General features: G+C 48.8%; 16 protein-coding genes. 11 read left to right on the top strand and 5 right to left on the bottom strand.

Annotated features, from left to right (window positions below; translation table 11 throughout):
• Positions 1–51: 51 nt before the first annotated feature.
• The 10 genes from IEW65_RS08835 to IEW65_RS08790 all read left to right on the top strand — a co-directional run bounded on the left by IEW65_RS08835 (position 52) and on the right by IEW65_RS08790 (position 8,713).
• Positions 52–1,074: an NAD-dependent epimerase gene (locus IEW65_RS08835; protein WP_229755517.1), complete on the top strand. Its 1,023-nt coding sequence runs from the start codon at positions 52–54 to the stop codon at positions 1,072–1,074.
• 24 nt (positions 1,075–1,098) lie between these two features.
• Entirely contained in the window at positions 1,099–1,941 is an 843-nt protein-coding gene (locus tag IEW65_RS08830) for a glycosyltransferase family 2 protein (RefSeq protein ID WP_188639111.1), read from the top strand.
• Positions 1,938–2,852, top strand: a complete 915-nt coding sequence (locus tag IEW65_RS08825) for a glycosyltransferase family A protein (protein WP_188639110.1) — start codon at positions 1,938–1,940, stop codon at positions 2,850–2,852. The genes IEW65_RS08830 and IEW65_RS08825 overlap by 4 nt, the downstream gene beginning before the upstream one ends.
• Before the next feature lie 167 nt (positions 2,853–3,019).
• Positions 3,020–3,928: a glycosyltransferase family protein gene (locus tag IEW65_RS08820; RefSeq protein ID WP_229755516.1), complete on the top strand. Its 909-nt coding sequence runs from the start codon at positions 3,020–3,022 to the stop codon at positions 3,926–3,928.
• Positions 3,925–4,878 carry a DUF6492 family protein gene (locus tag IEW65_RS08815; RefSeq protein ID WP_188639109.1) on the top strand — a complete coding sequence of 318 codons (954 nt, stop codon included), beginning with the start codon at positions 3,925–3,927 and terminating at the stop codon, positions 4,876–4,878. Before IEW65_RS08820 ends, IEW65_RS08815 begins: the two co-directional genes overlap by 4 nt.
• Positions 4,879–4,922: 44 nt before the next feature.
• Positions 4,923–5,840 (top strand): glycosyltransferase family 2 protein, encoded by a 918-nt coding sequence (locus IEW65_RS08810; RefSeq protein ID WP_188639108.1) that lies wholly within the window; start codon positions 4,923–4,925, stop codon positions 5,838–5,840.
• A gap of 1 nt (position 5,841) precedes the next feature.
• Positions 5,842–6,411, top strand: coding sequence for a sigma-70 family RNA polymerase sigma factor (locus IEW65_RS08805; RefSeq protein ID WP_188639107.1), 570 nt, complete (start codon positions 5,842–5,844; stop codon positions 6,409–6,411).
• Positions 6,412–6,426: 15 nt separating this feature from the next.
• On the top strand, positions 6,427–6,633 hold the full coding sequence (locus tag IEW65_RS17165) for a zf-HC2 domain-containing protein (protein WP_188639106.1): 207 nt from the start codon (positions 6,427–6,429) through the stop codon (positions 6,631–6,633).
• Entirely contained in the window at positions 6,623–7,306 is a 684-nt protein-coding gene (locus IEW65_RS08795) for a DUF3047 domain-containing protein (RefSeq protein WP_229755515.1), read from the top strand. Before IEW65_RS17165 ends, IEW65_RS08795 begins: the two co-directional genes overlap by 11 nt.
• A 138-nt stretch (positions 7,307–7,444) precedes the next feature.
• Positions 7,445–8,713 carry a methyl-accepting chemotaxis protein gene (locus IEW65_RS08790; RefSeq protein WP_188639105.1) on the top strand — a complete coding sequence of 423 codons (1,269 nt, stop codon included), beginning with the start codon at positions 7,445–7,447 and terminating at the stop codon, positions 8,711–8,713.
• A gap of 62 nt (positions 8,714–8,775) precedes the next feature.
• Here the strand turns inward: IEW65_RS08790 and IEW65_RS08785 are convergent, their stop codons facing one another.
• The 3 genes from IEW65_RS08785 to IEW65_RS08775 form a co-directional block, all read right to left on the bottom strand.
• Positions 8,776–9,426, bottom strand: coding sequence for a peroxiredoxin (locus IEW65_RS08785; RefSeq protein WP_188639104.1), 651 nt, complete (start codon positions 9,424–9,426; stop codon positions 8,776–8,778).
• Between the two features lie 102 nt (positions 9,427–9,528).
• Positions 9,529–10,566 carry a CNNM domain-containing protein gene (locus IEW65_RS08780; protein WP_188639103.1) on the bottom strand — a complete coding sequence of 346 codons (1,038 nt, stop codon included), beginning with the start codon at positions 10,564–10,566 and terminating at the stop codon, positions 9,529–9,531.
• Positions 10,567–10,680: 114 nt separating this feature from the next.
• The gene (locus IEW65_RS08775) at positions 10,681–12,606 is read right to left on the bottom strand and encodes a diguanylate cyclase (RefSeq protein ID WP_188639102.1); all 1,926 of its coding nucleotides are present in this window, start codon (positions 12,604–12,606) and stop codon (positions 10,681–10,683) included.
• A gap of 337 nt (positions 12,607–12,943) precedes the next feature.
• On the opposite strand from IEW65_RS08775, the gene IEW65_RS08770 reads away from it, so the two are divergent.
• A complete protein-coding gene (locus tag IEW65_RS08770) occupies positions 12,944–14,215 on the top strand; it encodes a methyl-accepting chemotaxis protein (protein ID WP_188639101.1) in 1,272 nt (423 codons plus the stop codon).
• Positions 14,216–14,311: 96 nt separating this feature from the next.
• Here IEW65_RS08770 and IEW65_RS08765 read toward each other — a convergent pair whose 3' ends face one another.
• Together IEW65_RS08765 and IEW65_RS08760 are read right to left on the bottom strand one after the other, a co-directional pair.
• The gene (locus tag IEW65_RS08765; RefSeq protein WP_188639100.1) at positions 14,312–14,779 is read right to left on the bottom strand and encodes an S-ribosylhomocysteine lyase; all 468 of its coding nucleotides are present in this window, start codon (positions 14,777–14,779) and stop codon (positions 14,312–14,314) included.
• A 54-nt stretch (positions 14,780–14,833) separates the two neighbouring features.
• Complete coding sequence (locus IEW65_RS08760) at positions 14,834–15,181, bottom strand: putative quinol monooxygenase (protein ID WP_188639099.1); 348 nt, start codon at positions 15,179–15,181, stop codon at positions 14,834–14,836.
• Positions 15,182–15,260 lie beyond the last annotated feature (79 nt).

Genomic DNA, 15,260 nt, shown 5'->3' with positions numbered 1-15,260 from the left:
AGAAGGCAGGCCATTCACTCGCTTCAAAACGCGAATATGTGGAGATATTCATTGAGTATTTTAGTCAGCGGCACAGCAGGTTTCATCGGGGCCGCAGTGGCTTATCGCCTGTTAGAGCGAGGCGATACGGTTATTGGGATAGATAATCATAACAGTTACTACGACCCCACATTAAAAGAAGCGCGCGTTGACCGTTTATCTGCCTTCCCTAATTATACTCATTTACGTATAGACGTTGCAGACCGCGCCGCGATGGCAGCGCTATTTAAGCAATATGCGTTTCAGCAAGTGATCCACTTAGCCGCACAAGTCGGTGTTCGCTATTCATTAGAAAATCCTGCTGCCTATATAGATAGCAACCTAGTCGGCTTCTCAAATATATTAGAAGGATGTCGTCAGAAAAAAGTAGAACACCTCGTTTACGCTAGTAGTTCTAGTGTATATGGTGCCAATGAAGCTATGCCATTTGCCACTCACCACTCTACTGACCACCCTATTAGCCTTTATGCAGCGACTAAAAAGGCAAATGAGTCTATGGCGCATACCTATAGCCACTTATACGGCATTCCTACGACCGGCTTACGTTTTTTTACAGTATATGGCCCGTGGGGCCGTCCTGACATGGCACTGTTTAAATTCACAAAAGCTATCTTGGAAGGCAACACGATACCTGTCTACCATTATGGTGAGCATCGTCGCGACTTTACCTACATTGATGACATTGTAGAAGGTGTTATACGTGTTTTAGATCGCCCAGCCCAAGCTAACTCCCAATGGTCAGGCTTACAACCTAACCCTGCCAGCAGCAAAGCACCTTGGCGTTTATATAACATTGGCAATCAAAAGCCAGTGGTATTAATGAATTATATTTCTGCACTAGAAAAGGCGTTAGGCATGACTGCCCAGAAAGAACTTCTACCTATGCAACCGGGCGATGTCCCCGATACCTATGCGGATGTGGAAGATTTAGTATCACAATTCAACTACCAGCCAGCGACACGTATCGAAGACGGAGTCAATGAATTTGTAACATGGTATCGCGATTTTTACCATCCTACGCTTAGTAGCCATTAAGTGACACAGAGCATAGTGAACCACATGAAACTTTCGGTCATTATCAGCACATATAATTCTCCTGATTGGTTAGAAAAGGTTCTTTGGGGATATAGCGCACAGACCTATAAATACTTTGACATTATTATTGCCGATGATGGCTCAACTGAAGAAACACGCCACCTCATTGAACGTATGCAGAAAACGACAGGCTTAACCATTCAGCATATATGGCATGAAGACCAAGGCTTTCAAAAGTGTCGAATTTTAAATAAGGCCGTTCTTGCTTCCAGTGCTGATTACTTAGTTTTTACCGATGGTGACTGTATTCCCCGCGCTGACTTTTTAAATGTACATGCCACAGAAGCTTCACCCGGATACTATCTCTCAGGGGGCTACCATAAACTCCCCCTTATAACGAGTAACGCCATCACCCAAGACGACATACTCTCCGGCCGCTGCTTTGAACTTTCTTGGCTAAAGAAGCATGGCCTGTTATCGAGCTATAAAAACAGTAAACTTACTGCCAACCACTGGCAGGCTCGAATTCTTAACAAAATCACGCCAACCCGCTGTCGTTTTAAAGGTTCAAACGGATCGGCCTGGAAAAAAGACGTATTAGCGGTTAATGGGTTTGATGAAACAATGGCCTATGGCGGCGAAGATAGAGAATTTGGTGTAAGGCTAGCAAATTTAGGTATTAAGCCGAAGCATGTGCGTTATAACGCTATTGTTATACATCTAGATCATGCTAGAAGCTATGTAGACACGAACATTATCGCTGCCAATAAACGTCATCGCCTGCATGTCGACAAACACGGAATTACTCGTACACCCCATGGAATTGCAGAACATACGCAACTTATAGAAAAAGGCAATCCCCTGTGATTTTCTTCGTTTTTTCTTATAATCGTGGCCCTCATTTGCGCAACTGTATCGACTCAATCGAACGCTGCGCCGCTCAACACACTGTGATTATTTACGATGATGGTAGCGACGACCCTGAAACCCAACATATATTGGCTGATATTGAGAAACGTCACGAGGTGAAACGGCCTCGTAAAGCGGGTGAAGAGAGTCAACACGGCGCGCTGTATGCCAACATGCAGCGCGCCATTGAGTCTGTTGAAGAAAACGAGCTAATCTGTTTTCTTCAAGATGATACTCAGTTAGTCCGTGAGATAGATGAGCACGACATCCACTTTCTGGAACATTATTTCAATACATTTCCAATTGGCGGCTTTCTTGCTCCCGTTTTTCAAAAACAAATTACACGACAGAGTACACGTGACCGCTTCGTTTTTTATCCAGAGAGAGGCGTCTATGTGTGTGAGCACCAGAGCCGAAAACCTGTTGCTGGCGTCTATTATTCCGATATTTCTATCACCCGCAGTGACCGCCTCAAAGAGGCTAATTGGTCATTCTTAGCTAATGAGTTTGACAATGAACAACAGGCCAAACAGCATTTTTTAGAAATGGGTTACTTACCTGCCCCCTTTGCTATGTGGCTACCCAACCCTCCGGCCTACCGAAATAAACAAAAAAGCTTCACGTTCAGGCTGGCTGAAATTGTCAACCAAGCTGGTTTTTATCCTTTTAATATAATGGATAGCCAAGCAATAAAAGCGCTTCGAGAACGACCAACGAACAGCGCACCCATCGCCGAAGATTATCTGTCAGTCGCAGCCGATGGCCTGAGAACACCTTGGATTTATGACCCCCTTAGACGCTACCGGCTGTTACGCAAACTCGCCAAGCTGGAAGCATTACTTAGCCGCCTCAAACACTCCAAATCATAAAAATATAACCCAATGCTGCTGCACAAAGAAGCTGATAGCACTGCCCTACCTGTCAGCATCCAGCGTGAAGCTTCAACGCTGCCACATGATAAGCTGTTAACTCATAGCATCGTGGCCGTACATCACTTTTGCCGCTCCATACATGCACCCACCTACCTAGGACTACGATGATGTGGACATCGCTACAACTCGCTTTTTTCCGCTTCGCCGCGGGAGGTAAAATCCCGCCTACGTGGTTCGAACCTGATCTGCCACCCAACCCTGAACGCGCATCTAAAACAGGACGCCTGTCGCTTGAAGTGGTTAGCCATTGCTGGAATTACTCGCATTTTTTGGTTTATCAATTGAGCTCTCTGGTGCTCTTCCCGCCCCATCAACTGCATGTGACGATGACCGTTTTCTATAGCCCTGAAGACACCAAAACGCAGGAGCTACTCGACTTTTTCAACACCATAGAAACGCCAAATGTGACGTGGAATTGGCAGCCTGTTGCTAAGCAGGCGCTCTTCCGGCGCAGTATCGGGCGTAACCGTGCAGCACTTGCGACTAAAGCTGATTGGGTATGGTTTACCGATTGTGACCTGATGTTTCGTGAGTCTTGTCTTGACCAGTTATCAGACCATCTGCAAGGCAGACGTGATGCACTTCTTTTCCCTGATGAAGAACGCACCACCGATCTACTTGCCGAAGATAACCCTATGCTGAACGCCACCCAAGAAGGCCCCAGCGTACTAGATATTGACACTTCTTCGTTCTCATCTCGCCAAATCACTAAAGCAACCGGACCGCTGCAAATTGCGCATGGCGATGTGTGTCGTGCCGTTGGCTACTGCCGAAACATTGGCATCTATCAGCAACCGGTAGACAACTTCGCTAAGTGCCATGAAGATCGAGCCTTTCGCTGGCTATTACAAAGCCAGGGTACGCCCCTTACCTTGCCAGGCGTTTACCGTATTCGACATATCGCTAAAGGCCGCTACAGTGGCAATGACACCCACAATAAAATTCGTGAACGGCTGCGCATTTGGCAGTCACGGCGGCGTGACCGTAAAGAAAATGAAGGTGTTTCCTCATGATTGAACAGCAGCGGCTTGTCTTCATCACTCCCACATGGGCAGGAGACATCGATCATTTTCGAGTTATGAGAACCTCTTTTGAGCAGTCTCAGTTTTCTGGATACGCACACTATGTGGTCGTTCAAGATGAAGACCTTCCTCTATTCAGTGAGTTTCAAGGCCGTGACGGCTTAGTCCTGTTATCAACAAAGGATGTATTACCTCCTATTGTTGAACACCGAAGGCATCAAGCCAAAGCGTTTGCAAACTCATTAGGGCGTAATGTTACTAGAATTTGCGGCAGTCTAAAACGAGTCTTTTCTCGCCCGTTATGGCCTTCTTATACGGGTTGGCATACTCAACAAATATGCAAATTAAAGCTAGCCAGCGAACTACCGTATACCACGGCCATTATTATCGACTCTGATGTCATTATCACAAAATCAGCGGTCATTGATGACTTCGTGAGTAGCGACAGCACTATATGCTTCAGCGACTGGCTGGAAAGAAAAAAACTGAGAGGAAAAGTTAAAAACTGGATAAATGAATCTGACCACTTAACTAACAACCAAACAAAAGAGCCGTTGGTTAACGTCTATTTTGACACCCCCTTCATTATCAACAAATCTCTTCTTTGCAAAGCACTGGCTGACCTTGAAGCATCTTCAGGTAAACCATGGTGGAATGCCTTATTGGATCGCCCACCGCGTCGATGGTCAGAGTTTGGTTTTTACAAAGCATTTTTAATAAAAAATGCTGATAGTAAAACGATCGAGTGGCGCGAACCTACCTTTAGCCACTTTCTTTATGACACAAAAAACCCCGAAGCGGTGGTTCAATCAGTCTCTAGCATGCTAGAGGATTCAAATATCCATTACATCACTATTCATTCCCAAGCTAACGGACGTGAATACCAAGATCCGAACACTTACTTAAACTCTATTCTTTCCTTGCTATCTAGCTCAGAATAATCTCTTCGCTCTAAGCATGGATAGAAAGGCAATAAGAGAACATTATGTCCGCCATCACCGTATGCATTTTCTCTTTTAACCGCGCACAATACTTGCGTAACTGCATCGACTCAATTCGCAACTGTCTTACTGGTGCAGACATCCTCATTTTTGATGACAATAGCGATGATACAGAGACGCTTGAACTACTTAATAGCTTAAAAAAAGACTGCCGAGTAATAAAGCCTAATAAATTAGGAACCATCAAACACGGTGGGCTTTATCACAACATGAACTTGGCGCTTGATTTACTTAATGACACGCCGCTAGCCTGTTTTTTACAAGATGATACCCAACTGGTGCGTCCTATCGACACTCCAGAATTACATCAAATTAAAGACATGTTTAATCGCAATCCAACGCTTGGATTTATACACCCATGCTTTATTCGAGGAATAGATCTAAAACGACGAAAAGTCACACCGTTACCGTCTTCAGACAGCCTCTTTTTTTATCGTCAGGATACAGGGCAGAGTGCTGGCATCCATTACTCTGACTTAGTTATATTTGAACCAAAGCGACTCATTGAGGCAGGTTGGCATTTTCAGCAGTCTGAGCCTGCCAATGACCAACAGGCCAAACAGCTCTTCGGCATGATGGCCTACATGTGGTTGCCTATCGCAATGTGGCTACCTGAAGTGCCTGCTTATCGAGGTAAAAAGAAAACGCTTGGTCTGCGTCTTGCCGAAAAACACAAGCAAGTCGGCTTTTACCCGTTTGAGATACTAAGCATCAGTAAAGATGAGTATATTCAGAAAAATGAAATGCCAAAACTACCCATAGCGGAGGAATTTTTGACATGCCAAGGCACCACACCACCTGCCCCCTGGACGTACAACCCGCTAACGGGACTAACGCTGTACAAACATGTCAACAATATAGAAATTTTTATTCGCCGATGGCTGCGCAAGCTGAGAGGATAATGTGACCATCACCGCTTCGCTGGCCGCCACGCATTTCAGCCACATGCGCCCTCGCCTACTCGCCTTTGCGCGCTTACAGTTAAGAGACGCCGCTGCCGCTGAAGATGCCGTTCAAGAAACGCTGCTAACCGCTTTTGAAAAAAGCGCAACGTTTGAAGGCCGCTCTGAGTTTGAAACCTGGGTGTTCGGCATTTTGAAATTCAAGATACTGGATCAGCTACGCCATCAGAAAAAACAGAGTCGCTGGCAGCCGCTGGATGACGACCTAAACGACGATACTTTAGATCGCCTTTTTGAAGCCAATGGGCATTGGCAACCTAACGCTCGACCAAGCGACTGGGGGCAACCTGAACAGCTGCTCGAAAATCAGCGTTTTTGGCAAGTCTTTGACGCCTGCATGCTCGCCCTACCCGATAACGTTGCCCTTATTTTTAGCCTGCGTGAGCTAATGGGACTCTCAACGGAAGAGATCTGTAAGGAAACCGGCGTCTCTGACACCAATTGCTGGGTTATCTTACATCGGGCTCGGCTGCGTCTACGAGAGTGTTTAGAGAGCGGCTGGGTTCGCTAGCAGGAGTACATAACGATGCTAATGTGCCGCGAAGCGACACGCCTCATGTCGCTCAAGTTGGATAAAAAGCTTACCTTCCGAGAGCGGACTGCGCTGCGTGTACATCTTGCCATGTGCGGCGCTTGTCGAGCCTGTATGCGTCAATTTGATTTGCTGCATAGCGTGGGTAGCCGCCACCCTGCTGCCCCGACTCAGCCGGGAGAAGACCACCATGGCGCGTAACGTGGCGTTTAGCATCGTTCAGCGAACCCTCATGGTGAGCGCCTGCGTTAGCGGTTTGCTCGCAAGCCAAGCCAGCGCTCAAGAAGTACGCTTTACTCCGAACCAAATCATGACCTGGCCAACCCGCAGTTTCGACGGTGAAACACGCTACAGCATTGTAGAGAAGTCTGGCCAACGGGTTTTACAGGCAGACGCCATGGGCCAAGCATCAGCCCGTTACTTAGAGCGCGATATTGATCTAAACGCGACACCTTACCTGCACTGGTGCTGGCAAGTCAGCGGCATTTACCCAGGCCTTGATGAAACCACCAAAGCAGGCGATGACTATCCGGCAAGGGTGTATGTTGCGCGCAAAACGGGCCTACTGCCGTGGCAGGTGGAGTCAGTGAATTATGTGTGGGCTTCACAGCAACCACAGGGTGCCCACTGGCCCAACGCGTTCACTGATCGCGCGCAGCTGCTGGCTTTGCAAAGCGGAGAACAGGCCGTTGGGCAGTGGAAAGCGGAGGTGCGAGACATACGCGCTGACTATCAAGCACTATTCGGCAGTGCCCCCAATGACATTAATGGCATCGCCCTGATGAGCGACGGGGATAACGCAGGAGGCAGCGCCAGCGCTTGGTTCACGCACCTCGGCTTTTCCGCCAACTCGACTCCCCCCACCTGCCCATAGACGTTAATATTTATTAAAACAGATACTTAACATTACTGACGTGACATTTTGTGCCACAACGATACAAAACAGTGTTTTCTATAAGAAACTGGTCTATTCTGAGCACATTTATAATACTGCGCTCGAGACCTTGCCTCCATGTTTAGCCCCTTCGCCTCTGGAAATTTACGCAGTGCGCTGAATCAGCACACAGCCTGTATCTACTTCACTCCTGAAGGCATCATTCAAGATGCTAGCCCCCAGTTTCTTGAAACCGTGGGTTACTCCCTTGAGGAGGTCAGGGGAAAACACCACCGGCTCTTCTGTTATCCGGAAGATACCAACAGCGCAGCTTACACGGCTTTTTGGGAGGCCCTTGCTGCGGGAGAGAGCCAGCAAGGGAGGTTTCGTCGCATCAACGCCTTTGGGGAAGAGGTGTGGCTGGAAGCGACCTATGTACCGATTAAAAACCGCCGCGGCAACGTCGTTCAGGTGTTTAAAGTGGCCAGTAACGTCACTGAAAAACACCAGCGCGCCGCTCGGGAGCGAGCCATTTTGCAGGCACTGGATAGCTCAATGGCCGTCATCGAGTTTACTCCCGATGGTTATATCTTAGATGCCAATAGCAACTTTGAGCAGGCTATGGGGTATTCGCTACGCGAGATTCGCGGCGAGCACCACCGCATGTTTTGCACGAAGGAGTTCTATCAGCAGCGTCCCGACTTCTGGAAGCAGCTCGCCAGTGGCGAGTTCAAGCAAGGCAAGTTTATGCGCCTTAACGCCCAGGGCCGCGTGATATGGTTAGAAGCCACCTATAACCCCATCGTGGATCACGAAGGTAACGTCGTAAAAGTGGTTAAATTTGCCACGGATATTACCCGCGCCATGGAAGCATCAGAGGCTGCCCGAGCCACGGTCGGCAGTGCGCGCACCTCCTCCAGTCAAACCGAACGCATTGCCCAGGAAGGCTTGGCGCACCTGAAAAAGGTGATGACTCACTTCCAGCACGCAAGCCACACGCTGGGCGATGCACAACGACTGATTAGTGACCTTAATACACAGGCAGAGCAGATCAATAAAACTGCCACGACGATTGCTCAGATCGCCAGTCAAACCAACCTGCTTTCTCTTAATGCCGCTGTTGAAGCCGCCCGTGCAGGTGAGCAGGGACGCGGCTTTGCCGTGGTCGCCAATGAAGTACGCCAACTCGCTCGCGGCTCCAGCGAGGCTGTCGACGAAATCACCCGGGTACTAAAAGAAAACAATGCGTTGGTGATGCGCACCACCGAAGCGATGCAGCAGGTGGTGGAGCAGGGGCAAACGAGCCAAACCAGCGTGCATGAGATTGAGTCCATCGTGAATGAGATACTGCAAGGGGCACAGAGTATCTCCAACTCGATCGAGCAGCTAACACTCGAACCTGCCTAATAAAAAAACCCGCCAGCTCAACGCTGACGGGTCTTCCTAACGTTGCCGCCTAACAGCGGCAATTAACGCAGCTTCGTTTTACGCAAATACGGCAGTACCGCGTCAAACTCGCCAAATTTCTGCTGAGCATCGCTGTCAGACACGCTTGGCGGAATAATGACATCCTGGCCCACAGTCCAGTCAGCCGGCGTGGCAACACCATGTTTAGCCGTCGTTTGCAGCGCATCAAGCGCACGCAGAATTTCAGCGAAGTTACGACCCACCGTCATCGGGTAAGTCATCGAAAGCTTAAGCTGCTTATCCGGTCCAATAATAAAGACCGAACGCACAGTGGCACTGTGTGCCGGGGTGCGGCCATCCGGCAAATAGGCGTCTTCTGGCAACATATCAAACAGCTTAGAGACTTTCAGGTCTTCGTCAGCAATGATAGGAAAGCCTACGGTGCTGCCGCTCACGGTTTCGATATCGCTGGCCCAGCGTTTGTGATCTTCAACGCCATCAACAGATACCCCAATCACCTTAGTGCCGCGCTTTTTCCACTCAGCGCTAAGGGTCGCTACCGCACCGAATTCAGTGGTGCAAACCGGCGTGAAATCTTTAGGGTGTGAGAAAAGAATCGCCCAGCTATCGCCGATCCAGTCGTGAAAATGGATGGGCCCTTGGCTCGTTTCTGCTTCAAAGTCAGGCACGACTGCATTGATACGTAATGACATCGTTGCTCCTCGTTAAAATGAAGTGACTCTCATACCTTATATGACTTTCAACGCCTTCACTATAGAACGTTTTGCGCTAAGACAATGAGTACCCAGCAGTGTTCACTCCGTCGGTTTCACATCTTTCTCTTCGCGTTTAATCCGCTTTACCCAGCGCTGTTTTGCATAGTGACGTAAGTTGGCAACGCTATCGGTTTCATCGACGATATCTTGACCCAGAATGGTCTCAAGAATATCTTCCAGCGTGATCAGCCCCACAAAAGTGCCATGTTCATCGTAAACCACCCGCATGTGCAGGTGATCCTTAAGCATCGACGTGAACACCTGCTCAACATTGTTGGCAACATCAACGCTACCAATCGGGTGCATCAGTTCACGCATCGTTTTGCTATCGTCGGCATGATACATATCTGCTTTATGCACATAACCGAAAGCTTGCTCGCCGTTATCCATCACAGGAAAGCGTGTAAACGATGCTTTGCCGTACTGCGCGTCAAATTCGCTGACGGTCATATTGGGCGGTACCGTTTCACACACGGTGCGTGGCGTCATCGCTTGGCTTACCGCAATATCGTGCAAATTCAGCATATTAATAATCGTGCGAGACTCATCTGCATCTAGCACGTTTTGCTCAAGGCCAACACGGGCCAGCACTTTAATTTCATCCCGCAAATCCACGTCGTGCTCAGACTTTCCTAAACGACGAGTAATCAACTCTGACATCCAGATAAAGGGAAGCAGGCTTAAAATCATCATATTAAGAAGACGTGGCAGAACGGGGGCTAAGCCACGCCAGTAAGTGGCACCAATCGTCTTGGGGATAATCTCTGACAGCACTAAAATCAGCAGCGTCATCACCGCAGAAACAATCGCAATAGAGGACTCACCAAACACTACAGCTGCTTGGGCACCTACGGCGGTGGCACCGACGGTATGAGCAATCGTGTTAAGCGTTAAAATCGCGGCTAAAGGGCGGTCGATATTGTCTTTTAACGTCGTTAGCGCAGCGTAAAGCTTGGGATTGTCGTCCTTTTGCTTTGCAATATAGCTCGGCGTGATCGACAAAAGGGCTGCTTCAAGGATAGAACACAGAAACGAGATACCAATTGCAAGCGTGGCAATCGTGATAAGGAGGAGCATGGTAGCCTAAGGTGATGAGTGATGGCCTGTTTATAGAACCTGCTGAGCCTCACTGTCAATGCGTTAATACAAAAAAGCTTCATTGGCACATACGCGCCTAAAAATGATGCCTTCTTAACAGCTAGTTATGATACTTGGCATGTGCCATCTCACCCGATTACGCCCCTCTTTTTTAGCCCGATACAACGCTTGGTCCGCACAGCGAAGATCGTCCTCCCATTGATCATTGTTAGCACCTGGCGCCACCTGACACGCCCCGATGCTGACAGTCACATTAACGCCGCCTTCACTTGTCATAACCGGCTCTGCGGCGATAACTTTGCGCAACGTTTCAAGGGTGGGTGCGCCTTTCACATCAAATAGGCATACACCGAACTCTTCCCCCCCCAAGCGTGCCACTAGATCGTCTGAACGCAACGAACTGTTGAGGCGAAAAGCCACCTCTTGTAGCACCTCATCACCAACCTGATGACCATATTGGTCGTTGATGGATTTAAAATAATCAATATCAATAATAGCGATTGAAAAAATGGTGGCATCTTGCTCATAAAACGCCTGTATACGCTCTATGAACGCGCGCCTATTGGGCAGCTTTGTCAGTACATCGGTTTCGGCTAGATAACGCAGTTTTTGTTCAGCCTGGAGCCTCGACTTCTCAACTTCTAGCGCATAAAAAAGTGCCCCTAAGGTATCAAGGAGTGGCTGCAAAAACTGTGCATCCTCATCAGAGTAGTCTTCCTCCTTATTTGCCAGGCCAATCATACCCACGGTTTCTTCACCAATTTTAATCGGCAGCCCCAAAAAACGCCGTAATGGAGGGTGCCCGGACGGCGTTCCTTTTGCCGCATGGTGTTGCCGAGGGCGGTTAGCCATCACGACCCCACCACTGGTAATCACATGACCAAACAGGTTATCGAGATTGTTAAAAAACAGCTCTCCCCGCTGGTAGGCGCGATACTGCTCATTGGTCTCTTCGCTCCAGCTAATATTAGAAAGTGCATGAATAAATAGCGATTGGTCGCCTCCACTCTGCACCTGAACTTGACCAATTAGACCAAACTGACTTTCCGCAAGCGATAGCAGCTCATCGAAAATCATTTCACAGGAGTGTCGAATATTCTTCTCATGAAGAAACACACTCTGGGCTCGATTCATAAAGTTAAGCAGTTGAACTTGCTTGCGTTCACGAAGCTCAGCACTTTTTTTCTCAGAAATATCCCTCATCACGCAGGTTAGCCGTAACGGCCGTCCAGAACGATCGTTCGCCACCACCCGCCCATACGTATTTACCCACACCCAATGCCCCTGGGCATGCCGCATACGATACTCAACATTCAGCACTGCTTCGTCCTGGGCTAAATGCCGACGAATAGCATTGTTTACCTGAGTGAAATCATCTGAATGAATGAGGCTTTTCCAAAAGCTGGAACGGCTCTCGACCTCATCCGTTTCAATGCCTAGTAGCTCACACCAGCGCTGGTTGAAGACATTGTGATCGTTGGGTATTTCCCAATCCCATACGCCTACATCAGCGGACTCAATCATCATGGCAAAGTCACTGCCGCTAACCCCTGACCTTTGCTTATCAATAAGATGGATATAATCGCTAATGAAGTAACTCAGTGACTCTAAAAAGCGCAGATCCTTATCGGAAAGCGTATTAGGTCGATTATCAATCAAGCAGACAGCGCCCACTTCACGCCCACCTGCCGTCAGCGGAACACCCGCATAAAAGCGAATATGTGGCGCAAAAAGCACCAGAGGGTTGTCACAAAAGTCAGGATGCTGGCTGGCGTCCTCAATCACTAAAGGTGCCCGCAAGGCCACCACATGGCGGCAAAAGGCATCCTCTAACGACGTAAAATCAACATCCAACCCAGACTTGGCAATAAACCACTGTTTTTGACCAAGAACAGACACTAGAGCAATAGGAAACTCAAAAAAGTCAGCTACCGATGCAATCAGCTTATCCAACGCGTCGGTGTCAACGTCAGGAGCTAACTTGTGTTGACTGATATGTTGCCAGCGTTTATTTAGCATCACCTAACATCCTAATGGCGCAGATCACATTGCCTCACCCCGATCTTAGCTATACTTTATCAAGCACTAGCATCAAGACTGTCAATCAGTAAAACTATGTAGGTTTATAAGCGCTTTTATTATCAGCTACTTGCCCTTTTTATTTTACATTTTTTCACATTTTTATTATGCCGGATCAGTCGATAAAAAGGCTATATTGCTAACGGGCTCAGCTTTTAAAAATAGAAACAACGTGGCTAATAAAAATTACTACTTTAAAAAATCATGCCATGTTTAGCTGAGGTGCCTCCCCTTGCGCCTCCTCCTGCACGGATCACTGAAAACAGAGAAGGCAACAATGCATACTCCTTTTTTAAATGCATCTCTTTATCAAGCGCTCATATCGCATACTGCTTGTATTTTCTTTACGCCACAGGGAATGATCAAACACGCCAGCCAGCCATTTCTTGATGTCATGGGCTGCCATTTGCAGGACATTAAGGGGCAGCACCATCGAATATTTTGCGATGGTGCTGAAACGCAGCGCTCAGAATACCAGCAGTTCTGGCGGTCACTCGCCGAAGGTGAGAGCCATACGGGTCGCTTTCGTCGTTTTAAAAACAGTGGCGAAGAAGTTTGGCTGGAGGCGATGTATGTTCCTATTGTCAACTTTCGTGGCAGCGTCACTTCCGTGCTTAAAATTGCCAACGACGTGACAGAGCGTCACCAGAAAGCCCAGCGACAAGACGCGGTGCTACAGGCTCTCAATGCCTCCATGGCCGTGATTGAGTTCACTCCTCAAGGTGAAATTTTGGAGGCCAATGACAATTTTGAAAGTGTCATTGGCTATCGTGCCAAGGAGTACCAAGGCAAGCATCACCGCATGTTTTGCCCAGAGCATTTTTACAAACAAAATCCGCACTTCTGGGAACACCTCGCTCAGGGAAACTTCACCAAAGGCAGGTTTGAGCGTATTAATGCCAAAGGCCATAGCGTTTGGTTAGAGGCGACTTACAACCCAGTGAGAGACGGCGATGGCAACGTGGTAGAAGTTGTTAAGTTTGCCAGCGACATCACACCACTGGTTGAAAAAGCCAACGCGACCTCGGGCACCATCAGCTCGGCTCAGAGCAGCACCTCGCAAATTGAGCGCACCGCCAAGGACAGCCTGGATCACTTAGATGAAATGGTGAAAGGCTCAGAGCAAGCCGCGCAAACCCTGGCAAAAGCTCAAGAGCTGATCGATGCGCTGCACAAACAGTCGCAAAGTATCAATACCATCACGGAGTCCATTGCAAAGATTGCCAGCCAAACAAACCTGCTTTCCTTAAATGCCGCGGTGGAAGCCGCCCGCGCAGGTGAACAGGGGCGGGGCTTTGCCGTCGTTGCGAACGAAGTACGCCAACTGGCGAAGGGTGCCACCGAAGCCGTTGATCAAATTACCCGCGTACTCAAAGACAACAGCAGCTTGGTAGAACGCACCACGCAAGCCATGCAGCAGGTTATTCAGCAAGGCAAAGCCAGCCAGTCCAGCGTCAGCGAAATCGACGCCATTGTGAACAAAATTCTGCAAGACGCCAGAAACGTCGCCCACTCCATCGAGCAGCTAGCGGCCGACACGCATATTTAGGCAAACCGATTTTCATGCACAGGGACGTGCACCCTATGACACAAAACGCCCCCATAAAGGGGGCGTTCAGCAGTCAGTGCTTACTTACACAATGACTCACGCAAATACTTCAGTCCACTCACTGCGCTTGGCCAGCAGGCCTTTGGCGAGTTCCTGGGCGCCTTCCAGGCTGTGGCTGGCGGCCCAGCCGCACTGCATTTCGTTGCAGGCAGGCACTTCGGTGGCGGTGAGTACGTCGTTGAGAGTGAGCTCGATGATTGACAGCACATCGTCGTAATCGTCGTGGTTAATCAACGCGATGTAGAAGCCGGTCTGGCAGCCCATCGGGCTGATATCGACCACTTTATCGGTATGATTGCGGGACATTTCCGCCATCAAGTGCTCCAGGGAGTGCAGCGCGGGCATCTCCATGTGCTCTTTGTTGGGCTGGCAGATCCGCAGGTCGTACTTGTGGATACGGTCGCCGTTCTGGCCCTCTTTGATATCGGCCAAACGTACGTAAGGTGCTTTTACCTTGGTGTGGTCCAGGTTAAAGCTTTCGACGTTCATCTTTTTTTCGGTCATGTTGGCTCCGTAGTCGCTCTCTTTCGTTCGCCTATTCTACACACTGAGTGCCGATTACACCTTGGGAGCGTCAAAATTCCACGGCTCATCGGTGTAAACGCACACGTTGGCGTCTTCGATATCACCCTCGGGTGACTCAACGTGCTTGGCGAAGAAGTCTTGAATCTCTTGGCGCTGGCAGTGGGCTTCAAACTCTTCACGGCTGGCCCAAATTTCATGGAATACGATGGGGTAGCTAGTGCCTTGGGCAAACGGGTTATCGATCTGGCGAGTCACCGTGTAGTGCAAGCAGGCATCTTCACGATGCGTATTGGGTTCTAACGTCTGCAGCGCTTTAAAGACCGCTTCTTCTTTACCGGCTTTGGGTTTGAAGCTCGCGATGCAGTAGATTTTTTTCGACATAGTCGTGTGTCCTAAGATATTGAGTGGGCAATATTATGCGCGCCCGAGTGGGCTATGGACAGTGTTAACGTGACTGCGT

Source organism: Vreelandella lutescens, from assembly GCF_014640815.1.
GTDB classification, from domain to species: Bacteria; Pseudomonadota; Gammaproteobacteria; order Pseudomonadales; family Halomonadaceae; genus Vreelandella; species Vreelandella lutescens.
The sequence above is the reverse complement of the archived record's forward strand: the minus strand, read 5'-3'. Positions and strand labels throughout refer to the sequence as shown.